The 21,029-nt window shown below is 69.0% G+C and carries 16 protein-coding genes and 1 riboswitch; of the genes, 9 read left to right on the top strand and 7 right to left on the bottom strand.

Features of this window, described 5'->3' with window-relative positions; translation table 11 throughout:
* Nucleotides 1–292 precede the first annotated feature (292 nt).
* Nucleotides 293–1,015: a hypothetical protein gene (locus U0177_RS28050; RefSeq protein WP_409573997.1), complete on the top strand. Its 723-nt coding sequence runs from the start codon at nt 293–295 to the stop codon at nt 1,013–1,015.
* Between the two features lie 267 nt (nt 1,016–1,282).
* Nucleotides 1,283–4,474 carry a M36 family metallopeptidase gene (locus U0177_RS28045; RefSeq protein WP_409573996.1) on the top strand — a complete coding sequence of 1,064 codons (3,192 nt, stop codon included), beginning with the start codon at nt 1,283–1,285 and terminating at the stop codon, nt 4,472–4,474.
* A gap of 15 nt (nt 4,475–4,489) precedes the next feature.
* Here the strand turns inward: U0177_RS28045 and U0177_RS28040 are convergent, their stop codons facing one another.
* The 3 genes from U0177_RS28040 to U0177_RS28030 form a co-directional block, all read right to left on the bottom strand.
* Nucleotides 4,490–4,813 (bottom strand): hypothetical protein, encoded by a 324-nt coding sequence (locus U0177_RS28040; protein ID WP_409573995.1) that lies wholly within the window; start codon nt 4,811–4,813, stop codon nt 4,490–4,492.
* Between the two features lie 270 nt (nt 4,814–5,083).
* Complete coding sequence (locus U0177_RS28035) at nt 5,084–5,557, bottom strand: N-acetyltransferase family protein (RefSeq protein ID WP_409573994.1); 474 nt, start codon at nt 5,555–5,557, stop codon at nt 5,084–5,086.
* Between the two features lie 15 nt (nt 5,558–5,572).
* A complete protein-coding gene (locus U0177_RS28030; protein WP_409573993.1) occupies nt 5,573–6,649 on the bottom strand; it encodes an L-threonylcarbamoyladenylate synthase in 1,077 nt (358 codons plus the stop codon).
* Between the two features lie 156 nt (nt 6,650–6,805).
* Between U0177_RS28030 and U0177_RS28025 the strand changes: the two genes are divergently transcribed.
* Entirely contained in the window at nt 6,806–9,211 is a 2,406-nt protein-coding gene (locus tag U0177_RS28025; RefSeq protein ID WP_409573992.1) for a S8 family serine peptidase, read from the top strand.
* Nucleotides 9,212–9,213: 2 nt separating this feature from the next.
* On the opposite strand, the gene U0177_RS28020 is transcribed toward U0177_RS28025, so the two are convergent.
* From U0177_RS28020 to U0177_RS28005, 4 genes are all read right to left on the bottom strand, one after another.
* Nucleotides 9,214–9,885, bottom strand: a complete 672-nt coding sequence (locus U0177_RS28020; protein WP_409573991.1) for a pyrimidine 5'-nucleotidase — start codon at nt 9,883–9,885, stop codon at nt 9,214–9,216.
* Between the two features lie 174 nt (nt 9,886–10,059).
* A complete protein-coding gene (locus U0177_RS28015; protein WP_409573990.1) occupies nt 10,060–11,277 on the bottom strand; it encodes an acyltransferase family protein in 1,218 nt (405 codons plus the stop codon).
* A 512-nt stretch (nt 11,278–11,789) separates the two neighbouring features.
* Nucleotides 11,790–12,824, bottom strand: coding sequence for an ABC transporter substrate-binding protein (locus U0177_RS28010; protein ID WP_409573989.1), 1,035 nt, complete (start codon nt 12,822–12,824; stop codon nt 11,790–11,792).
* A 71-nt stretch (nt 12,825–12,895) separates the two neighbouring features.
* Nucleotides 12,896–13,723, bottom strand: a complete 828-nt coding sequence (locus U0177_RS28005; protein ID WP_409573988.1) for an ABC transporter permease — start codon at nt 13,721–13,723, stop codon at nt 12,896–12,898.
* Between the two features lie 152 nt (nt 13,724–13,875).
* Nucleotides 13,876–14,067: riboswitch (FMN riboswitch) on the bottom strand.
* 478 nt (nt 14,068–14,545) lie between these two features.
* Here U0177_RS28005 and U0177_RS28000 point away from each other — a divergent pair.
* The 6 genes from U0177_RS28000 to U0177_RS27975 all read left to right on the top strand — a co-directional run bounded on the left by U0177_RS28000 (nt 14,546) and on the right by U0177_RS27975 (nt 20,985).
* Nucleotides 14,546–17,686, top strand: coding sequence for a transcriptional regulator (locus U0177_RS28000; protein ID WP_409573987.1), 3,141 nt, complete (start codon nt 14,546–14,548; stop codon nt 17,684–17,686).
* Nucleotides 17,687–17,816: 130 nt separating this feature from the next.
* The gene (locus tag U0177_RS27995; protein WP_409573986.1) at nt 17,817–17,939 is read left to right on the top strand and encodes a hypothetical protein; all 123 of its coding nucleotides are present in this window, start codon (nt 17,817–17,819) and stop codon (nt 17,937–17,939) included.
* A 4-nt stretch (nt 17,940–17,943) separates the two neighbouring features.
* Entirely contained in the window at nt 17,944–18,519 is a 576-nt protein-coding gene (locus U0177_RS27990) for a DUF5317 family protein (RefSeq protein WP_409573985.1), read from the top strand.
* Nucleotides 18,452–18,745 (top strand): hypothetical protein, encoded by a 294-nt coding sequence (locus U0177_RS27985; protein ID WP_409573984.1) that lies wholly within the window; start codon nt 18,452–18,454, stop codon nt 18,743–18,745. The genes U0177_RS27990 and U0177_RS27985 overlap by 68 nt, the downstream gene beginning before the upstream one ends.
* Before the next feature lie 123 nt (nt 18,746–18,868).
* The gene (locus tag U0177_RS27980; protein ID WP_409573983.1) at nt 18,869–20,068 is read left to right on the top strand and encodes a sensor histidine kinase; all 1,200 of its coding nucleotides are present in this window, start codon (nt 18,869–18,871) and stop codon (nt 20,066–20,068) included.
* A 35-nt stretch (nt 20,069–20,103) separates the two neighbouring features.
* Complete coding sequence (locus tag U0177_RS27975) at nt 20,104–20,985, top strand: FHA domain-containing protein (RefSeq protein WP_409573982.1); 882 nt, start codon at nt 20,104–20,106, stop codon at nt 20,983–20,985.
* Nucleotides 20,986–21,029: the final 44 nt, after the last annotated feature.

Raw genomic sequence — 21,029 nt, 5'->3', positions numbered from 1 at the left:
ACGACAATTTCAGTTTTAGGGCATGCTCGTGAGCGAAAACGCTCTGATCTTGGAATTATCCTGGTTCTGCCAAAGAATAATGTTTAATCTGCGTAAAAGCATGCGTAGAGCGCAAAATAACCATAATTTCAGTGCAAAATACCTCTTATTTAAGCATGCGATATAGCGGCGCTTAAGCGCCCGGTGCTACAGTAGCGCCGTGCCGACCGATGAGCGGGCCCCTCGGAGGCGGCGAGACAAACAGGCGGTGGCGCCAGGCCACTCGCGACATTTATGAAAGGGGAAATCAATCATGGCTATCGCTGAGCAAGAGCTGACTGTCAAAGCGAATCGCGTTGGTCTCGAGGGTGCAATGGCGACCACGCCCGAAGGCAAGCAGGTGCCGGTTTCCGCCGACATCCTGGCCAAGGCCCAGAGCGTGATCGATGGCTACACCGCCACCATGACCGAGCGCGCCAACGCCTATATCGAGCGCCGCGCCCAGGGTATCGGCGAGGAGCAGTCGGGCAGCTATAACGCCTTCGACCTGGCGGTGCTCTCGCCAATCCAGTTCGTGGCCACCCCGCCCTACCTGCCGCACAAAGTCATCGCCGGCGGCGAGCTGACGCTGGTGCTGGCGTACATGTGGACGAACCCGACCGTGGATGTCGCCAACGGCTTCCTGAACCCGGCGTCGCTCCAGCTTGGCGGCCGGCCCTACCGCGTGCGCTTCGAGCAGGTCGACCTGACCAACGTCACGAACGGGCCTGACTTCGCGATCATCAACACGTTCGGCCCGATCGCGCCGATGCTGACGGTGCTGCCCTGGTTCTTCATCGCGCCGAACCCCGGCGTGAACCCGCGGCTGATGGAGCTGAACGTGACCGCCGACGTCACCTTCCCGCTGCAACCGTGGGCGGCCTTCGCCACCAACCACTTCGACCTCGACAACGACCCGGCGTTCCTGGGCATCCCCGGCACCGGGCCGGGCTGGCGGCACGGCCAGCCGCTGCGCTACCTGGTATACCCGAAGTAGTGCCGGCCGACGCATCGTAACGAGCTGGCCCCAGTGCGAGCGGTCGCGCTGGGGCCAGTTTGCATCAGTAAGATAGAACTTACGCAGTTGCGTGCTTCGGCTTCCTCACGGTACGAGATTGAGCCTGCGGCAGCATGGTATGTGTTGATCTTCTGTGTCCATTTTCCGCGCGGAGCGCGGAAAATGGACACGATACGGAGAAGAGTACCGCTCTGCCGAAGGCTGAGTGCGCCAACTGCTTAAGCCCTAATAAAAAAGGAAACAGCTATGGGTCGCGAACTCGATCGACGCGATCAGCGTCGCAATAATGCTACTCCGGCCCGCCAGGACGCCCTGCGCACGCTCGCCGACGAGGCGCGCCTGCCGGGCGATGGTGGCCTCGGCATCGCCGGCTTTGATGCCGGCACCGGCAACCCCGCCGCGCTGAGCGCCAGCGATGGCCGCCGCGAGCAGGGCAACTACATCCAGCGCGCGCTCGAGCTGGTGCAGCATCCGCAGGTGCACCGGGTGCTGGGCTTTGGCGCCGAGCAGGCCGCCGAGTACCTACCCGACCCGCACGTGCAGACGGCCAGCAGCGGCGCGGTGGCGGTGCACCTTCAGCAGCTGTATAAAGGCATCCCGATCTTTCAGGCCAACCAGGCCGTGCGCTTCACGCCCGACGGCGCGCTGCAAGGCACAGTTGGCCAGCCCACGGCGATCACCGGCGAGCGCTCGGCTACGCCGCGCATTGGCGTGCGCGAGGCAGTGCGCCGCGCCGCCGCGCACGTGGCCGTGCCCGACCCCGACGAGTACGGCGAGATCGACCAGTTCGGCCAGCCGCTGCCGGTCGAGCCGGTTGACCTCAGCGGCTTCGAACCGCAGGTAACCGCGAGCTTCGCCGATAAGCCCGAGCGCCTCACTACCCTGGCGCCTGGGCCGTTCGCCGAGCCGATCAGAGCCCAGCTGATCTGGTTCGACCTCGACGGCGACCTGCGGCTGTGCTGGGAGACGATCATCACCATGCCGCGCCGCCACGGCCAGTTTCGCACGTTTGTCGACGCCGGCACCGGCGAGATCCTGTACTGCCGCCAGCTCATGGCGGCGGTCGCGGCGCGCGGCCGTGTCTATACCCTCGACGGCGCGGGCAACCGCAGCATGATCAATTTCCCGCGCGCCCTGGCCGACTACCGCATCCCCATACCCGCCGACCTGCCCGGCGGCTTCCCCGATGCCTGGGTTTCCGGCAGCCAGACCGCCGGCAACTGCGCGTACGCGCATCTCGAAGAAGGCGGCCCGCCCAGCGCCGGCACGCTTCAGGGCGGCAGCGTCACCTTCGACCCGGCCAACGCGCAGGGCGACGATCAGAAGGTGCTGAATCTGTTCTACCTGAACTGCTACATGCACGATTTCTTCTACATGCTTGGCTTCCGCGAGCACGACGGCAACTTCCAGCAAGACAACTTCGGGCGCGGCGGGGTTGCCTCCGACCGTGTCGACGCACAAGTGTACCCCGGCGCAGTCTGGGGCACTGCGAATATGTATACGCCGGCCGATGGCACAAGCCCGGTGATGAGCATGGGCGTAGCGGCGAGCGGCCGCCACACCGCGCTCGACTCAAGCGTGGTGTTCCACGAGTACACCCACGGCGTCACCAACCGGCTGGTGGGCGGGCCAATGAATGTGCGCGCGCTCGACGCCGACCAGTCGGTGGCCATGGGCGAGGGCTGGGGCGACTACATCGCCTGCACGATCAACGATACCACGGTGGTGGGCGCCTGGGTGATGAACCAGAGCGGCGGCTTTCGCCTGTACCCCTACGACGGCAACTTCCCCGACGACTTTGGCATGCTCGGCACCGGCCGCTACACCAAGCCGCACAACAACGGCGAGATCTGGTGCGCCGCGCTGATGGAGATGAACCGCCAGATCGGCGACCGCCTGCACGATGTCCAGCGCGGCAAGCACCTCGGCCTGAAGCTGGTGGTCGACGCGCTGAAGCTGTCGCCCGCCAACCCCGGCTTTCTAGCTATGCGCGACGCGATCCTCGCCGCGCTCGACCACATGCGCGCCGCCGGGCAGCTGACGCCGGCCGAGGCCGCGCAGGTGCTGCGCGCGGTGTGGGTGGCGTTCGCAAAGTTCGGCATGGGCCTGCACGCCTGCTCGAACGGCGCCACGCTGTTCGGCATTGTCGGCGACAAAACCGTGCCGCCGCTCGACGACACGCCACCGCCCGCGCCGCAGCCATCCGACATCCACGGCGAGTCGCGGCCGGGGCTGGCCATCCCCGACAACGACCCGGCCGGCGTGGCCGATACGATCAGCGTCGCGCAGGCCGGCGCGGTAGGCCAGATCCGCGTGGCCGTCGATATCGCCCACAGCTACATCGGCGACCTGCAGGTGGCGCTGCTGGCGCCGTCGGGCGCGACGGCCGTGCTGCACGACCGCGAGGACGGCCGCACGCAGAACCTGGCGCGCACGTACACCAGCGCCAACAGCCCGGCGCTCGAGGCGCTGGCCGGCGTGGCAACGCGGGGCGACTGGACGCTGCGCGTTGCCGACCTGGAGGCCGAGGATACCGGGACGCTACGCGGCTGGAGCATCGACATCGGCCTGGCCGCAGGCGTGGCCGCCGCGCCGCAGGCGCTCGACGGCGGCGGCAGCTACGACGATTTCAAGCGCATCCACGGCATCGCTGCGGCGATGGAGCGCCGGCTGCACGCCGCCGGCATTCGCACCTACGCCGATCTGGCTGCCTATACCCCGCAGACGCTGGTGGCAAAGCTCGAGCTGAACGGCGTGATGGCCAGAAATGTTGAGCGCAACCAGTGGATCGAGCAGGCGCACGCGCTGGCGGGCGTCGCGCACCCTCAGCCCGCCGCCGAGGCCGCGCCGCTGGGTGCGGCCGCCAGCGACGATAGCCCGAGCGGGCGGCAACACTACGCGACGTTTATCGTCGAGCTGCTGCTGGGCGAAGAAAGCGAGGTGCGGCGCACGCGCGTGAAGCACGTGCAGGAAGGCGAGCAGGGCGTGTGGGCCGGCTGGGAGGACGGCCGGCTGGTGAGCTTTTTCGTCGAGCACGCCGCGCTGCGCCCGGCCGAGCAGGCGGCGGCGCAGCTCGCGGGCGAGCTGGAGGTCGAAGTCGGCGCGATCGAGGTGACGGCAATCGAGGAGCCGGGTGGGCGCACCACCCGGCTGCAGGCCGAGATCGGCTTCCAGCTGGCGGGGGCCGGCGCGCGTGCGGCGGCGAAAGCCGGCGGCAGCTACCTGGTGCACATGCTGGCCTACCTGATCGCCAGCGGCGATACGATTGTGCTGGCTGCGGCGCAGGGCCAGCTGGCGCCGGGCCGCCTGAGCTACACCCGCGCCGTCGAGTTCGCGCCGCCCAACGCCGGGCACTACCAGCTGCTGGGCGCGGTGGTGCTCTCGGAGCACGAGCTTGCCGGCGCGGCGGTCGGGCCGAAGCTGCGGGTTATTCCGTAGCCGCGCGCCGCGCGGCTACAGCGGCTGGTTCCACAGGTCGTCGAGGCCAGCTTCGTGGAACCAGCGCACCCACGGGCGCAGCCCCTCGGCCGACCAGTCGCCGCCGATGTCGGCCATGTCGGCGCCACCTGGCTGGCTGCCGGCCGCTGCCCGCTCGGGCTGCGGCGCGCGGCTGGCCGAGTGGATCGCGCGGATATCGCCGGCGATCAGCACCTGCTTCTCGTAGGCTGGCTGCCAGCGCAGCAGCAGGCGCCGGCCGCATGTCGGGCACAGCCACTCTTCGGCGCCCGAGGCGTGCATATGCACGAGCCGTAGCTGATGAGATTGCGAAAGTTCCATGGCACTTGGTCCTTGGTGTGTGTTTGTATAGGCTGTTTGAAAAGGGTGTGTTGGCGGGGCGAAGTCGCTCCAATGCTCAGTTGTGCTGGCGGGTCGCGGCCACGTTCGCCGCCGCGGCCCGCTAGAAAGCGATGTACGAGAGGCATAGCCCCGCGCACTCCTGCTTTTCAAACAGGCTTTTGGCATCAACCGGCGCGCATTATAGCACGCGCCGGTTGCTGTGCTGGTAGCAACATGGGTGCCAAAGTGTAGCAAACCACCCCGGCCGCGCTAGCGGAGCGCCCTCACGAACTGCACGCGATCCTGGCCGCGGCCGTCGTAGTCGAGCGTGCAGGGCACGCCGCCGCGCTCGCCATTGGCGTGCTCGGCCGTGAAGCCCATGCGCGTATGGAATGCGATCGACGCGGCGTTGACCGGCGCGGTGACGCAGTGGACGCTCGTGCAGCCGCGCGCCAGCGCTGCGGTGAAAAAGTGCTCGTAGAGCCGCCGCCCCAGCCCGTGGCCGCGCTGCGCCGGGCTGACGCCGACGAAGTGGATGTACGCCTGCTCGGGGTAGCTCTGCGAGACGAACCCGGCCAGAAACGCGACCGGCGCGCCGCCCGCCTCGACCGCGAAGCTGGTGTCGCGAAAGTGTACGAAGAATAGCTTCGGCAGCATATCGGCCATCTGCCGGCCGCCCCACCAGTCGTTGATCACCGCGATGATCGGCGCGTAGTCGCGCGCTTCGAGGTTGCGAATCTGCATGGCTGGCTCCTTCGGCTAATCGCCGGCGTCGATCACCCGGCCCTCGGCGGCGCGCACCAGCCGATCCCAGATCGCCAGCCCAAGCCCGGCGCGCCCAACCCCGCGCGCCAGGATCAGGTCGGCGCCCGCGCGGTCGAGCGCGCGCATGCCCGCGAAGATACGCCGCCCGATCCGCGCCAGGTCGGCGCCTGGCCCCAGCGCCACCACCTGCACGCCCAGCTCGCGCAGCGCAGCGGCGTCTTCGTCGGGCGCCAGCGCGCCAACGCGCCGCCCCGCCGCCAGCGCCTGCCGGGCGTCGGCCAGCAGGCGCGCGCCGGCGCGCTCGGCTGAGCCAGCGTACAGCCGTAGCTCGGCGCGCGGCGAGTAGTGCTTCAGCAGCATGCCTGGCGCGGCCTGGGCCTCGGGTGTGTGCGCGTCGACGTAGCGCGGGTTGAACTCGAGATCGGGCACAAACTGGCGCAGCGCCTCGATCGGCAGGCCGCCGGGCCGTAGCAGCTGCGGCTGCGGCTGCGTCAGGTCGAGCACGCTCGACTCGAGGCCAATCGGCGTGGCGCCGCCGTCGAGCAGCAGCTCGATCCGCCCGCTCAGGTCTTCGAGCACGTGGCCGGCCTCGGTCGGGCTGGGGCGCGTGAACATGTTCGCGCTTGGCGCGGCGATCGGCACGCCGGCTGCGGCGCACAGCGCGCGCGCCACCGGGTGCGCCGGCACGCGCACCGCCACGGTGTCGCGCCCGGCCGAGACATTCGGCGGCACGATCGGCTGGCGGCGCAGCACCAGCGTCAGCGGGCCGGGCCAGAACGCGCTGGCCAGCGCCAGCGCCAGCGGCGGCACCTCGGCGGCCACCAGCGCCAGCTGCTCGATCGCTGCAATATGCACAATCAGCGGGTCGGCGGCGGGGCGCTGCTTGGCCGCAAAGATCCGCGCTACCGCGGTGGCGTCGAGCGCGTTCGCGCCCAGGCCGTACACCGTTTCGGTCGGGAAGGCCACCAGCTCGCCGCGCCGGATCGCTGCTGCGGCGGCCTGGATCGCATCCTCGGCCGGGGCGGCGGCGTCGACCACCAGGGTAACCGTTGCAATCGGCTGGTTCGGCACTACGCGCGTTTCCTGCTCTCAGTAGCTTGCCAGAGGCCGCCGGCCGGCGGCATAGCCGGGAACTATACCATAGCTGCGGTGCGCTGTCATCTGCCGATGCGGCTATAATAGAGCGCGCAATGGTGCATGGCTTTCGCAACAGCAAGGAGCACGCGCATGGACACCGCCCCTCGGCCACCCGAAGCCCCGCCGCCCCAGGGCTGCCTCGACTTTGTGCTGTTCGCGGCTGCTGTGGCCTGGGTCGCCGGCGTGACGATCGTCCTCCAGGCGGCGGCGTGGTTCTACGAGCAATTTCAGCTGGCCTCGGCCGGCCTCAGCATGGCCCTCTGGTACTGGCCGCTGGTCACACTGCTGCATGCGCTGCTGGTGGGCACGCCGGTGCTGCTGCTGGCGCTGTTTGCGCGCGCGCCGCGCTTCCGGGCGATCTACCGCACCTGGGCGCTTGCCGGCGGGGCTGCCGCGCTATTTGGCCTAGCGCGCGCGCTGCCGCTCACCTGGACGCAGCCCGCCGCCGTGGCGCAGATCGCGCTTGCGCTGGCGGCGCTGGCGCTATTGCCGCGCCTGCGCTTTCGCGACGAGCCGCCCGCCGCTGCTGCGCCGGGCAGCGCCACCCCCGGCGCGCCGGCCGCGCTTGGCGCCGCGCTCGGCCTGCTGGCGCTCGCGCCGTGGCTGCGCGCCGGCGCGCTTGGCTCGCCCACCGACACGCTGCTGAACGCCGTGGCCGCGCTGCTGCTGGGCGCGGTAGCAGGCTTCTTGCTGGCGCGCCGCCTGGTCGAGCCACTGCAGAGCGCGACGCTTGGCGTGTGGCAGGACGTTGGCCTGGGTGGCATCGCGGCCGGCGTGGCGCTGCTGCTGCTGGGCGCCGGGTTCGGCTTTGGCGGCAGCCAGCTGGTGCTGATGCTCGGCCTGCTGCCGCTCGGCGGCGCGGCCTACGCGCTCGGGCGCTGGGCCTGGCAGGCCGCGCCTGGACGCGCCTGGCTGGCGATTGTCGCGCTGATCGCGCTGGCCGCCGCCGGGCCGCTGCTGCTGTTCGACCCCGACGAGTACATGCTGGTGCTGGGCTTCACCGAGATCGGGCTGGTGCTGCGCACGATGCTGCTGATGCAGGCGCTGGGCGCGCTGGCTGGCCTGGTGCTGCTGGGCCTGAGCGCCGGGCTGCGCGCGGCCCCCGGCCGCTGGGCCAGCCTGGGCGCGCTGGCGGCTAGCCTCGCGCTGGCGCTGGCGCTGTATGGCCTCGGCGGCCAGCCCGGCTTCTACGGCGAGAAGCTGTTTGTGATCCTGCGCGACCAGGCCGATGTCAGCGCCGCCGCCCGCATCCCCAATCGGGTCGAGCGCCTGCGGTCGGTCTATACCACGCTCACACGCCACGCCGACACCACCCAGGCCAATCTGCGCGCCACGCTCGACCAGTTTGGCGTGCGCTACCAGCCCTACTACCTGGTGAACGCGATCGAGGTCGACGGCGGGCCGCTGCTGCGCGCCTACCTCGCGGCCCAGCCCGAGGTCGACCGCGTGCTCGATAGCCCGCACCTGCGCCCGCTGCCCCAGCCGGTGGTGCCCGAGCAGGGCAGCGCCGCCCCGCCCGGCGGCCCGCAGTGGAACGTCGTGGCGATCGGCGCCGACCGTGTGTGGGACGAGCTGGGCGTCACCGGGCGCGGCATTGTCGTCGGCGAGTCCGACAGCGGCGTGCAGGGCGATCACCCGGCGCTGCGCGAGGCCTACCGTGGGCGCGGCGGCCAGAACGACTACAACTGGCTCGACCCGTGGTTCGGCAGCAGCGCGCCCACCGACGTCGGCGGCCACGGCACTCACACCACCGGCACGATCCTCGGCAGCGGCGGCATTGGCGTGGCGCCCGGCGCTCAGTGGATCGGCTGCGTGAACCTCGGCCGCAACCTCGGCAACCCGGCCTACTACCTCAACTGCATGCAGTTCATGCTCGCGCCCTACCCGCAGCACGGCGACCCGCTGAAGGATGGCGACCCGGCGCGCGCCGCGTATGTGCTGAACAACTCGTGGGGCTGCCCGCCGGTCGAGGGCTGCGACCCGGCATCGCTCGCGCCGGCGGTGCGCGCGCTGCGCGCGGCCGGCATCTTCGTGGTGGCCAGCGCCGGCAACGAAGGCCCGCGCTGCGGCAGCGTCAGCGACCCGATCGCGATCTACGACGCGGCCTTCAGCGTCGGCGCGGTCGACCGCGCCGGCGATATCGCCAGCTTCAGCAGCCGTGGCCCGGTGAACGTCGACGGCAGCGACCGCGTCAAGCCCGACATCATGGCGCCCGGCGTTGGCGTGCTGTCGGCGCTGCCCGGCGGCACCTACGGCGAGAACAGCGGCACCTCGATGGCTGGGCCGCACGTGGCCGGCGTGGTGGCGCTCATGTGGTCGGCCCAGCCCAAGCTGATCGGCAATATCGACCGCACCGAGCAGCTGCTGATCGAGACCGCCCGGCCCTACGAGGGCGCGCGCGCTGGCTGCTTCGACGCCGGCACGCCCAACGATGCAGTCGGCTATGGCGTCGTCGACGCTTACGCCGCTGTCAAGGCCGCGCTGGCCGAGCCCTGACGCTACTGCGCGGGCGCGCCGGCGTGCCCGGCGCGCTCGAGCTCGATCGCCAGCCGGGTGGCCGCCAGCACGTCGGGCACGACGTAGTCGGCCAGCGCGGCGGCGCGCTCGTCGGCCTCGCCCACCAGCACGGTGGTCATGCCCAGCGCGCGCGCGGGCGGCAGGTTTTTCGCGGTGTCCTCGACCAGCATCGCCGCGCTGCCTTCGATGCCGAGCGCGCCCAGCACTGCCTGGTACGCCGCCGGGTCGGGCTTGGGCCGCAGCCCCGAGTAGTGGATGTCGAACACGTGGCTGAAGTGCCGCTCGATGCCAAGCACCGCCAGCACCCGCCGCGCGTAGCTGGCCGGCGCGTTGGTGAAGATCGCCTTGCCGGCGCGCAGCTCGCTCAGCAGGTGGTCGAGCTCGGCGTCCGAGGCCAGAAACGCCTCGATCGCCACGTCGTGCACAAACGCCAGGTAGTCGTCGGGGTCGACACGGTGGTGCAGCTGCAGGCCGTGCAGCGTCGTACCGTACTCGACATAATACTGCTTGCGCAGCTGAAGCGCGCGCGCGTCGTCGAGGTCGAGCAGGTTCTTCACATACTCGTTGATCCGGCTGTCGATGCCTTTCATCAGGCCCGACGAGGCCGGGTAGATCGTATTATCGAGGTCGAACAGAACAGTGCTGAGCGGCATAGGCACCTGCACTACTATAGCTTCGCGTATAGTATAGCAGGCGCGCTGGCAGAAAGCGCGCCGTGGCGGCGAGCGCGTGGCCGGCTCATGCCTCAGGGCCGCCCGGCACCTGCTGCCGCGCCACGAGGCATGATCCACCGGCGTAGCTTGCGCGGCGGCTTCGCTTTCCCAGCGCTAGGCCGGCCGCGCGGCGCGCTCCTTCATCCGCACCGCGCGCCGCTCGACCAGCAGGTAGAACACGTAGGCGCAGCCGATCGAGAAGGGCGTCGCCACGCCGAGCATCAGCGCCAGGCGCGCGTCGGCCGAGATCGGCAGCCGCAGGCTTTCGAGGTTGAACAGCGCCTGGATGGGGTTGTGGATCAGGTACAGGCTGTACGAAAAGCCGCCCAGCCCCACCAGCACGCGCGACTCGAGCAGCCGCAGGCCGGCCGAGCGCGCCGCGCCGCTACGCAGCATAGCCGTGAAGCGCACCAGCCAGTGCATCACCACCAGCCCGGCCAGCGGCTCAAAGAGATAGGCGTGCCAGTCCATCCACGAGTGGTTCCACACCAGCCCGCCCAGCACCACCAGCGTCAGCGCGATGTTCAGCCAGCGCCAGCGCGCCTGCGTGCGGTAGGCTAGTGCGCGCGGCCCATCCGAGAACGCAATCGCCGCGCCGGCCATGCCCATTGCGAACAGCCCCAGAAACCACAGGTGGCTATCGTCAAGGCCCATCGATGCCGGCAGCAGCAGGTGCGGCAGCAGGCCAAGCGCCAGCGCCGCCACCACGGTGAGCGCCATGTTTGTGCGCCGCAGGATCGGCAGCAGAATGGCCGGGAACAGGAAGTAGATCTGCCACTCGACCGACACGCTCCACATCGGCCCGTCGATGCGGAAGATCCAGTCGGGCCGCAGGTTGTGGATCAGCAGCAGGTGCGCCACCACCGCGTCGAGCGTGATCGGCAGCTTGGTGTCCCACGCGGTGCCCTGCGGCGTCTGCAGCGCCGGCGCAAGCGCGATCACGCCTAGCGCCAGCAGCAGCGCGGCGTAGTAGGGCGGCAGGATGCGCCAGGCCCGCCGGCGCACAAACGCCGCGAAGCCACCCGGCAGCTCGGTGGTGTTGCGCTGCACCAGCGGCAGCATCAGGCAGAAGCCCGAGAGCACAATGAACACCGGCACCGCGTAGGTGCCGTAGTCGAACAGAAATGCCACGAGCTGCATCGGCGCCGAGAGCGCGTCGCGCGGGGTGTTGGCGTAGCCGCTGTACAGCACGGCGTGGAACAGCGCTACGTACAGCGCCGCCAGGCCGCGCAGGCCGTCCAACATGTCGAGGCGCAGGCGCTGCGGCGGGATGGCGGCTACGACGCTCGGTGCGTCGTCGTGCGTAGGAGCGAGCTGGATCGAACGCTGCATCGGGGGCTCCTTGGCCATAGTGCGGAGATCGGTTGGGCTGCTTGGCGCGGCGGCTGCAGGCGCTCGCGGCATAGCTTGTGTTGATACGCATTGTAGCGCCCACGCCTTTACATTTGCCTAAACAAAATGTTCGTGTGCCGTTGCAGTTTTGTAAGGCTGGCACGGCCTACGCAGGGCCTACGTAGGGCGCACGCGCGCCCTTGCCTATCCCACAGGCGCTGTGAGTGGCGGCTTTGCCGCCGCACACACACATGCCCCCTTCCCGCGCGGCGGGAAAGAGGCAAGGGCAGAGGGGCAAAAACCCATTTTCGCGCTCTGTCATACCAACTCCGTTTGATTACTTGTGTTTTCTTGTGCGGCGCCCGGCTGCCGGCGGCGCACAAAAAAGAACGGGGCGGCGAAGCCGCCCCAAACCCCCACCAGCGAATTGGTATCAGAGCCTGGAACAAACATCTGCGGGGGCGGCTTTGCCGCCCCCGCGCCCCACCGGGCTGGGTGATCAGCCCCTAGCTCTATTTCAAGAAGCTATTGCTGAACGCTTTGGCGATGTCGACATCGCTCTTGAGCAGGCCGCTGTCGCGCATGAATGTGTGCGTCGCCTGCCAGCTGGCTGTGTCGCTGAAGCCCAGGCCGCCGCTGGCAGTGGCGGCGCTCTGCCAGTACGGCAGCGTTTCCTGCAGCACCTTGCGCTGCAGCTGCTGCGTGGCGGCGTCGGCCTTTTGCAGCTCGGGGATGTACTCGAGCGCGGTGGCGAAGGCCGCGTCGGGCTGCGCGATCGCGTCGGCCATGCCGCGCAGCGTAGCGCGCACAAAGCCGCGCACCACCGCCGGCTGGTCGTTCGCCAGCGCCTCGGAGGTAATGATCCCGTCGGAGGCCAGCGGGTAGAAGTCGGCCACCTTAATAATATTTACCTTGATCCCCTGCTGGTCGAGCAGCACCGGCTCGTTGTTGCCATAGCCGCTGGCCACCTGCACCTTGCCCTCGGTCAGCGCCGCAATCTGCGCGAAGCCGATGTCTTGCACATTCAGGTCGCTCTCCTTCAGCTGGTTGGCGTATAGCAGCGCCAGCAGGCCGATGTAGCTCGCGCCGAAGTGGCCGGGGATCCCCACCGACTTGCCTTTCAGGTCGGCCGGGGTTTTGATATTCTGGTCGGCCTTGCTGAAGAACACCGTCGGGAAGCGCTGGTTCACAGTGGCCACCGTAAGCACCGGCAGGCCATTCGCGCGCGCCAGCAGCACCGAGTCGCCGCTGGCCATGCCGAACTGCACGCTGCCCTGCGCCACCCGCTTCACTACGTCGGTCTCGAAGTTGTAGTCGTACTTGATCGCCAGCCCCTCGGCGGCATAGTAGCCCTTTTTGTCGGCAATGTAGTATTCGGCGAACTGCACATTTGGAATGTACGGCATCGCCAGCGTGATCTCGCGCGGCTGCCCGGCCGTGGCCGCAGATGGCGCCGCGCCTGTGCTGGCCGTGCTGGCCGGCGCGCTCGCCCCGCAGGCCGCCAGCAGCAGCGCGGCTGCCAGCACCCACACCATTCTTCGTCCCATCGCCACTCTCCTCCACACGATACAGGGTAGATCCAACACACAACCCCCGGCAGGCGGCGGCCCGGCTGCGGCTAGGTGGTTTCCCAGCGCACCAGCGCTCGCTCGAGCAGCACCGCCACCAGGTAGAACACCAGCGTCAGCCCGGCCAGCGAGATCAGCGCCACAAACATCAGCGGCGTATCGAACAGCCCGCGCGAGATGTTGATCAGCGCCCCGAGGCCGTCGCGCGCGCCGACGAACTCGCCGACCACCGCGCCGGTGGTTGCCAGCGCCAGGCCCGACTTCACGCCGCCGAAGATGCCCGGCAGCGCCAGCGGCAGCTCGACGTGCCAGAGCGTCTGGCGGCGGTTGGCGCCGCTGATCTTAGCCATCTCGAGCAGCTCGCGCGGCACGCCGCGCAGCGCCACCACGGTGCTGCTCAGGATCGGAAAGAACGTCACCAGCGCGGCCACCAGCACCTTTGAGCGAATGTCCGAGCCAACCCACAGGATGATCAGCGGCGCGACTGCCACCACTGGAATGGCCTGGGTGGCCGCCAGCTGCGGCGCCAGCACGCGCTCGAGCTGCCGCGCGTGCGCCAGCAGGTAGCCAAGCGCTAGGCTCACCGCCAGTGCCAGCCCAAACCCGCCCAACGACTCGACCAGCGTGAGCATGGTGTGGTACGGCAGCGTGCCGCCGCTCCACTCGGCGATTAGCCGGCTGAACACTAGCCCCGGCGCCGGCAGAATAAACGCCGGGTAGTCGCGCAGCACGACGATCGCCTGCCAGATCAGCAGTGCCAGCAGCAGCGACACCGCCAGGCCGGCGCTGGGCGGCACGACCGGGCGCTCGCGCGGGCGCTGCTCGGCCGACGCGCCGTCTTTCGGGCTAGCGATATAGCCAAGTGGCTGTTGACGCACCATGCGCTCCTCCAAAAAAAAATAGATAGCCCCGAAGCCATACGGCTTCGGGGCATAACAGCAAACAGCACCGCATGCCTGAACCGCGCACGGCAGTGTGCGGAGGCACCGGTATAACGGCCAGCTGGCACGCGGCCAGAGGTCGTTCGTCTGCCGATCTTCTCTCATCCGGACTGTACCGTCGGCGCTGGGATCGCACCAGCTCCTGCCTTGCGGCTCGCGGGCTCGCGCCAGAGGTTCGCGGCGAGCGGCTGGCAGCTTGTTGTTTTTGCCACCTAGCTCTTCGCCTGCGCCTCCGGCGTATCACCGCCGGTCGGGAATTGCACCCTGCCCCGAAGATCGTGTTCAATTGGCACCCAGCATAGCACCGCGCCCCAGCCTTGTCAAGCTACCCCAGCCGCGCCCCAGGGCTCGGGCGAAGTCGGCCCTCACCCCCCCTCACCCCCCTCTCCCGCGCGCGGGAGAGATATTACGTTGAAGGGGCGGACATTCGTGATCCGCCCGTTTTTTCGCCTGCCGCCTTTCACACAAGGGGGGAAGGGGGTGAGAGCCGACTTTGCACCAGCCCTGCCGCGCTGAATGTGCGTGCTGCAGCCGCGACACGAGTATGCTATACTGGATCTACTCACCACGGGTGCCCTGCGGCTGGTTGTAGGCTTGGCGGTCGGTCGATCGCTCCAGCTTTAGCTGCGCACTTTCACAGGGTTGCGAGACTCCGAGATACTACCTTCTGTGGCGCAGACACAGCCGCCGTGGTTGTTGCGTAGTAGCTCGGGCAAGATGCGCCGCCCAACGCGAAGCGCGTAGCACATGACTGAAGCTATGACGCTGCGTTTTCAGCACAAGCTGAGTATTCCCTCTGCGGCTCTTCCGCTTATCGAACGCCCATATCTGCTGGAACGTCTTGAACAGGCAATCACATCGAAACAGCTGGTAGCGTTAGCGGCGCTGGCCGGGTGGGGCAAAACGACTGCGCTGGCACAGTGGTCGGCGTGTAGCGCTCTGCCGGTTGCCTGGTATAGCATCGACAGCACCGACCGCGACCCGCGCCAGTTTCTCGACTATGTGCTCGCCGCGGTTCAGCCGTATGTGCCCGGCGCGCCCGAGCTGCTGACGCGGCTGGCTAGCTGCTCGCCGCAGGGCCTGCCCGAGCTGTTTCACGATGCAGCGCTGGCGGTTGCGGCCGGCCGGCGCCCATTCGCGCTGGTGCTCGACGACTACCACGTGCTCGAGGACGAAACCCTGCAGCTGCTGCCGGGGATCGAGCTGATCTTCGAATTCCTCGCCCGTATTGCCGAGTACGCCCACAACTGCCACATGGTGCTCGCATCGCGCATGCTGCCGAAACTGCATGGCCTGGCGCGGCTGATCGCCCAGCGGCGCGCGGTGTTTTTCGACTACGCCGTGCTGAGCTGGAGCGCCGCCGAAGTGCAGGCGCTGGCGCGCAGTATAGGCATCGGCGATCTCACGGCGGCCGACGCCGAGCAGCTGGTGGCGCAGATGAACGGCTGGGTTACCGGCATCATCCTGTCGCTCGACCACGACGTGCGCGCCCAGCAGCCGCCATTGCTCGACATGGTGGGCGACGCCGGGCATGTGTACGCCTTTTTCGCCGAGCAGATCATCGCGCCGCTGGCTCCGGCAGTGCAGCTCTTCCTGGAAGAAACTAGCGTGATCGATAGCCTCTCGCCGCAGCGCTGCAATGCGCTGCGCTCCACCAACGACGCCGGCGCGTCGCTGGCCGAGATCACCCGGCGCGGGCTGTTTGTGTCGAACCGCGGCGGCTGGCTGGCGTACCATAGTCTGTTTCGCGATTTCTTGCGCGCGCGGCTGGCCCGCGACCCGGCCCGCGAGCGCGAGCTGCTGCGGCGCGCCGCCGCGCTGTATCGCGAGGAAGACGACCTCGAGCGTGCGCTGGATTGCCTGCTGGACGCCGGCGCCGAAGCTGATGCGAGCAAGCTGCTGCACGACAGCATCCCGAGCTGGCGCCAGCGCTCGCTGCAGAATACCCTGCTGGCCTGCTTCGAGCGCCTGGCGGTGCACTTCGAGCGCACCGGCCGCGGGCGGATACTGCCGCCCGACCTGCTGCTAGCGCAGGTGCGGGTGTATAACGACCTGGCGCTGTGGGAGCGCGCTGAGCTGGCCCTGCACCTCGCCGAGATGTCCGGCGACGCGCATGTGAACGCCGAGGCTAGCATTCTGTTAGCCGAGATCATGATGCTGCAAGAGCGCCTGCCGCAGGCGCAGGCAGTGCTGCAAAGCCTGGATGGTATGGCCTTGCCGCCGCGCCTTCAGCTTGAGTACTCGCTGACGCTTGGGCGTGCCCAGATCCTCGCAGGCGCCGCCGCGCCCGCGATTACGACGCTCGAGCTGGCTTTGCAGCTCGCGCCGCAGGTGGTCGGCTCGGCGCAGCTGCCCGCGCAGCTGGCCGGCCTGGCCGACAACCTGGGCTGGGCGTATGCGCGGCTTGGCGACCGTGCTACTGCGCTGCGGCATCTCAGGCGTGCCGACGCGTGCTGGCAGACTTCCGGCAACCACGGCCGCCGCGCCATGACGCTGAATAACCTGGGTATGCTGGCGATGGAAGAGGGCCAGCTTGCCGATGCGCGCACGGCGTTTGAAACCGGGCTGGCGGTGGCCGCAGAGGCGGCGCGCTATCGCGAGGCGCTGTACCTTCACCACAGCCTAGGCGAGCTGGCGATTCTTGAAGGCCGTCCAAGCCAGGCGCTTCCCAGCTTCCAGGCCGCTTACGACCTGGCGATGCACATCCGCGTGCCTGCCAACGCGGCGGCGGCGGCCGGCGGCGGGCTGTGGGCGGCGGCGCTGGCGCACCAGCGCGCAGCGGCCCACGAATGGGATCGGGCGCTGCAGCAGCTGAGCGACCTGGCGGGCAGCCCAGGCCAGCTGCGGCGCCAGCTGGCCTGGGCGCTGCTGAGCCCGGCCCGCTCCGAAGCGCAGATCGGCGAGTTGCATAGGCAGGCGCCCGAAACCCTGGCTGCCAGCGCTGGCCTCACGCCGCCCGAGCGCGCGTATGTACAGCTGCTCGCCACGGCGCAGCTGTTCGAGTACGGCGGCTGGGAGCGGGCCGCCGCAGCCTGGCCGGCCTTTGAAGCAAGTGCCGCCGGCCTGCCCGACACGGCGCTGTGCCTATTCGTGCCGGCGCACGAGGCGCTGTTTCGTACTGCGGCCGATACGTCGGGGCTGGCCCGGCGGCTGCTGAGCGCCAGCGCCGCGGCCGCGCAGGGGCGCTGGCAGATCGTCGCGCTGGGCCAGTTTGTATGCCTTGTTGCCGGCCAGCTGTGTGAGCTTTCGCCGTTGCACCGCGCGCTGCTGGTGCGCCTGCTCGACGCCGGCGAGGCTGGCCTGACGGTCGAGCGGCTTTGGGAAGAGGTCTGGGGCGATACCGACATCCGCATGAGCGCGCTGCACAAAGCCTTGTTCCGCCTGCGCGAGCAGACCGGCCTGGCGGTTGCGGCGCGCGCCGGGCACTGCGCCATTCAATCGCCGCGCCAGGCAATTCGCTACGACGTGTACGATTTCGAACAGACGATCGCCGCAGCCAACACCAGCGAAGAGCTTGAGCAGGCGCTCGACCTGTACGGCGGCGATTTTCTGCCGGGCGCGGCGCCGAGCGCGGCGCTGTGGATCGATCGGCGGCGCTCGTTGCTGCAAGAGAATTACCTCGACGGCCTTGACCGGCTGGCGTGCCTGCTGGAGAGCGAGCATCCGCGCCGGGCGATCCAGTGCTACCAGCGCATTCTTGGCGTCGACGGCTGCCGCGAGGCAACTGCCACACGGCTGATGCGGCTGGCCGCGCGCCAGCGCAACCCCGCGCTCGTGACGGCTACCTACGAGCAGCTTGAAGGCGCGCTGCGCACCCTAGGCGCCACGCCCGAGCCGGCCACCGTGGCGCTGCTGCACGCCAGCACCCGCAGCAGCGCATTCGCCCGCGCCGCGCCATAAACACCCACTTCGCCACCCCCGAACTTCTGTTTTGCGATGCCCCCGCGCATGTCCACCAAAAGTCCACGGCTAGTCCACGCGGGCATGTATAGTGCTTCCAGTCGATATATGCTTGATAGAGGAGGCATCTATGCGCTCGAAGATTGTAAAGGCGTTGATCGCCGCGCTGGTAGCTGGTACGCTGCTGATCGCTGGGGCCGCGCCCTACGGCCCTCCCGGAACGAACCGCACTGCCAGCAGCTCACTGCGCTAGCGCCGTGGCACTGCTTCCGATCGCGCTGGCCGGCGCGCTGTGTAGCGCGGTGGTGGCGCTCTGGCGCAAGCCGGCGACGCCGCGCGGCTGGCCGCTGCTGTTGCTGGCGCTGGCGCCGCAGCTAGCTGCGCTGCTGAGCAGGCCGCAGCCTGGCCTGTTCTTTTGCTCGATGGTGGCCGTGTTTGGCTGCTGCTTGTGCAACCTGGCGCTGCCCGGTGCCGCGCTGGCGGCTACAGGGGTAGGACTCAATCTGCTGGCGATGGCCTGGCACGGCGGCGCAATGCCCATACGCACCGATATACTGGCGGCGGTTGGCGTATCGGCGGCGCCGGGCACGCTGCTGCACGCCTCGAAAGACATCGCAGTGCTCGCAAGCCCGGTGTGGCTGCTGTCGGACTGGATCATTATTCCGCTGCCACGCGGCCCGCTTGTCGCAAGCCCAGGCGACTTCCTGATTGTAGCAGGCGTGACCTGGTGGCTGCTGTTTAGCCGCCTGGAAAAGGAACACGATTATGCCGATGCTGGCCGTTCAGCCGATGTCGCTCGAACGTCACACGCCCCCGCTGCGCGGGCAGAGTAGCCGCCCGGCACTTACCCACGTGGTGCTGCTGGCTGCGGCGAACCCGCATATCGCCGAGCGCCTGCTGCGCGGCGAGCCGTTCGATATGGCGCTCGATCACCCGCAGTATACTGTGCCGCTCGACGCGCACGACCGCGCTACCTTGGCCGAGATCTGCGCGCGAACGCACACCGTTCACGAATTCTTACTAACGCTGGCTGCCGCAGCCGATGGCATTGTGGTTTGATACAACCAGAGTGGTTGTACGCGCGGCGTGGGAATGGGTGCCTGCCCGTTTCTACGCCTGGCCGTCTGTGGCGACGGCGCCGGTACGTGCCAGGCGTCAGCCGCTACATAGCAGGATTGTCGTATGCCATCCCACGTGGCAGTTCCAGGGCCCGGCGATGCTTGGTCGCTCGGCGCGCTGCTCGACGCGCTCGCCGCAGCGGGTGATTGGCCTGCCTGCTGCGCCGAGCTGCGCCGCGCGCTTCCGCAGCTTATTCCGGCTATGCGCCTCGACATCTACGCTTCGCGCAGCGAAAGCGCGATCAGCCGGGTGTTCTCGACCGACGCTGCCAGCCGTTCGGCCGGCCGGCTCAATGGCAGCGAGCCCGCGCTACGCGCCTGGTATCGGCGGCGCGGCTACCAGCCGCTGCTGGCGCGGCTGAGCGCGGCGGGTGAGCACTACGGCTGGCTGGCACTGGCGTGCCGTAGCGAGCCTCCCGGCGCCGGCGCGCTCGGCCTCGCGCGCCAGATCGCGCCACTGCTGGCGCTACGCCTGCGCGACGAGTGCGCGCGCCACGAGCTTGAGCGCCAGGCCGAGCGCGCGATGCTGATCGATCAGCGGCTGCGCGCTACCGACACACTGCTCGTGCAGGCCGTGCTGGCCGCCGGCACCGCGCACGATCTTGGCAACCTGTTTACCTCGGTGCTGGCGAACGCTCAGCTGCTGCTGCAGGATGTGCCCGAAGCGCTCCGGCGCGATGTCTCGACGATCGTGCGCGCCGCCGAGGATGGCCGGCACCTGCTCCAGCGCCTGCAAACCGGTCTGGTTCAGCCAGAGTCTAGCGCGGCGCTGCTGGCCGACCTGCCTTCGGTGATTGAGGAGGCGATCCGGCTGACCCGGCCGATCTGGCAAAACAAGCGCGGCGTCACGCTGGTGACCCAGCTGCGCGAGGTTGCGCCAGCCCGCATCCGCGCGCCCGACCTGCGCGAGGTGCTGATCAATTTGATTATCAACGCCAGCAGCATGCTGAACACTACCGGCCAGATTACGATCGCCTGCGCCCCGCGCGAGCGCGAGGTGCTGATATCGGTGACGGACACCGGGCCGGGGATCGCGCCCGAGCAGCAGAAGCTGATCTTTCAGCCCATGGCCACAACGCGCGCCCACGGCAGCGGGCTGGGGCTGAGCATCAGCCGCGCGCTGCTCGAATTCTACGGCGGCGCGCTCACCGTCGAAAGCGCGCCAGGCCAGGGCGCCACGTTCTCGGTGATCCTGCCGGCCGCCGAGCGCGACCGGGTCGTCGCCGGGGCGCATGAGCCGCTCTTGCCAAACGTGGTAGAATAGCGGCATCGGCGCTGATCTGCGGTTTGGAGACGGCGATGTTCGGTCACCTCCATATCGAGGAGCGCGGCCGGCCGGCTCGCGTGGTTGATCTGCTTGGCAGTGCGACAATCGGGCGCACCGCCGACAACGACATTGTCCTCGATTCGGATGGTGTGTCGCACTGCCATGCCATGCTGCTTGCCCAGCCCTCGGGCGTGCTGCTGGTCGATCTTGGCAGCACTTTCGGCACCCTGATCGATGCTGTGCCCGCCCCGCCCGACGAGCCGGTGCGCCTGGCCGACGGCGCCCAGATCAGCATTGGCCGGGCGGCGCTGCGCTACCTCGCCCCACGTGTGACGGTGCCGATGGCGCCGCTTGACCCCCCCGGCTCACCCCAACCGCCGCCGCTTGCTGCGGCGCATCTCAACACGCGCTTTGAAGGCTTCGACGCCGATACTCCGCTGCTGGTGGGCCGGGCGGCCACGCTGCGCGTGTGGGTCGGCGCGCCGCTGAGCACCGACGAGCACCAGAGCAGCCGCCCGCTGAAGGTCTCGAGCGCGCACCTGGCGTCGCAGCTGGCGCTGCGCGTGATGGTGCGCGCGGCCTCGCCAAGCTGGCATATTCGCGCCGAGCAGCCGACGCTGCTGGCCGCGCGCTGGGGCACGGTTCAGATCGCGCGCTATACGCTCGTGGCCGCGCGGCCCGAGCGTACCCGCCTGGCCGTGCGCGTCGAGCACACCGAGAGGCACACGCTGCTTCAGCACCTGACGCTGGGCGTGATGGCGAGCGATGCAGAGCGGCTGGAAGTGCGCGCACGATCGCCGCGCGCGCGCGTGCTCGACGATGTGCCCCCCGGCCAGCTCCCGATCTGCCGCCAGTGCTATGCGCCGGTGCGCACCAGCGCGCGCTTCTGCCCGAACTGCGGCGCGCGGCTGTAGCATGCACACAGCGGCGGCCTGCGCGGCCGCCGCTGTGTTTCTCG

The organism is Kouleothrix sp., from assembly GCF_046328425.1.
Lineage (GTDB): Bacteria > Chloroflexota > Chloroflexia > Chloroflexales > Roseiflexaceae > Kouleothrix.
This window is presented reverse-complemented; position numbering and strand designations above follow the sequence as displayed.

Excerpts from the sequence above, each read along its gene's own strand:
- U0177_RS28050 (WP_409573997.1), top strand. The coding sequence starts at position 293 with ATGGCTATCGCTGAGCAAGAGCTGACTGTCAAAGCGAATCGCGTTGGT.
- U0177_RS28045 (WP_409573996.1), top strand. The coding sequence starts at position 1,283 with ATGGGTCGCGAACTCGATCGACGCGATCAGCGTCGCAATAATGCTACT.
- U0177_RS28040 (WP_409573995.1), bottom strand. The coding sequence starts at position 4,813 with ATGGAACTTTCGCAATCTCATCAGCTACGGCTCGTGCATATGCACGCC.
- U0177_RS28035 (WP_409573994.1), bottom strand. The coding sequence starts at position 5,557 with ATGCAGATTCGCAACCTCGAAGCGCGCGACTACGCGCCGATCATCGCG.
- U0177_RS28025 (WP_409573992.1), top strand. The coding sequence starts at position 6,806 with ATGGACACCGCCCCTCGGCCACCCGAAGCCCCGCCGCCCCAGGGCTGC.
- U0177_RS28020 (WP_409573991.1), bottom strand. The coding sequence starts at position 9,885 with ATGCCGCTCAGCACTGTTCTGTTCGACCTCGATAATACGATCTACCCG.
- U0177_RS28015 (WP_409573990.1), bottom strand. The coding sequence starts at position 11,277 with ATGCAGCGTTCGATCCAGCTCGCTCCTACGCACGACGACGCACCGAGC.
- U0177_RS28010 (WP_409573989.1), bottom strand. The coding sequence starts at position 12,824 with ATGGGACGAAGAATGGTGTGGGTGCTGGCAGCCGCGCTGCTGCTGGCG.
- U0177_RS28000 (WP_409573987.1), top strand. The coding sequence starts at position 14,546 with ATGACGCTGCGTTTTCAGCACAAGCTGAGTATTCCCTCTGCGGCTCTT.
- U0177_RS27995 (WP_409573986.1), top strand. The coding sequence starts at position 17,817 with ATGCGCTCGAAGATTGTAAAGGCGTTGATCGCCGCGCTGGTAGCTGGT.
- U0177_RS27985 (WP_409573984.1), top strand. The coding sequence starts at position 18,452 with ATGCCGATGCTGGCCGTTCAGCCGATGTCGCTCGAACGTCACACGCCC.
- U0177_RS27980 (WP_409573983.1), top strand. The coding sequence starts at position 18,869 with ATGCCATCCCACGTGGCAGTTCCAGGGCCCGGCGATGCTTGGTCGCTC.
- U0177_RS27975 (WP_409573982.1), top strand. The coding sequence starts at position 20,104 with ATGTTCGGTCACCTCCATATCGAGGAGCGCGGCCGGCCGGCTCGCGTG.